The organism is Bradyrhizobium uaiense (assembly GCF_010811875.1).
Taxonomy (GTDB): domain Bacteria; phylum Pseudomonadota; class Alphaproteobacteria; order Rhizobiales; family Xanthobacteraceae; genus Bradyrhizobium; species Bradyrhizobium uaiense.
Genome location: NZ_VKHP01000588.1, coordinates 1 through 459 on the forward strand (window position 1 = coordinate 1; position 459 = coordinate 459).

Annotated in this window: 1 protein-coding gene; it reads right to left on the reverse strand. The window is 64.3% G+C overall.

Going from position 1 to position 459, the window contains the following annotated elements:
* Window positions 1-459, reverse strand: a 459-nt coding sequence (locus tag FNJ47_RS46615; protein WP_175068531.1) for a chemotaxis protein CheW, incomplete at both ends; no start/stop codon positions are given.

Consider the following 459-nt stretch of genomic DNA (forward strand, 5'->3'; position numbering starts at 1 on the left):
GCGGCACCGCCTTGGGCTGGCTCGAACCGGCGCGGAACACCAGCAGCGAAGTGAGCTGCTCGCCGCTCGCGGCATGCGCGCTCGCATTGTCGTCGGCCATGTCATGGGCCGAGGAGCCGGAGGCGCCCAATGCCTTGGCGATGCCGTTGGGATCAATGATCATGATCACCGCGCCATCGCCCAGGATGGTGTTGCCGGAGAACATGTCGATGTGGCGCAGTTTCGTGGACATCGGCTTGACCACGATCTCCTCGGTGTGGAACACGCCGTCGACCACGATGCCGAAGGTCTGGCTGCCGACTTGCGTGACCACGATGAAGCCGTTCTCGGCGTCGGTGGTGGTGGCGCCGTCGTCGATCTTCAGGAGCTTCTTCAGATGGATCAGCGGCAGCAGCTTGTTGCGCAGTCGCAAGACCGCGGTGTCCTTGATCCGCTCGATGCGGTGCTCGGAGTTGGCGC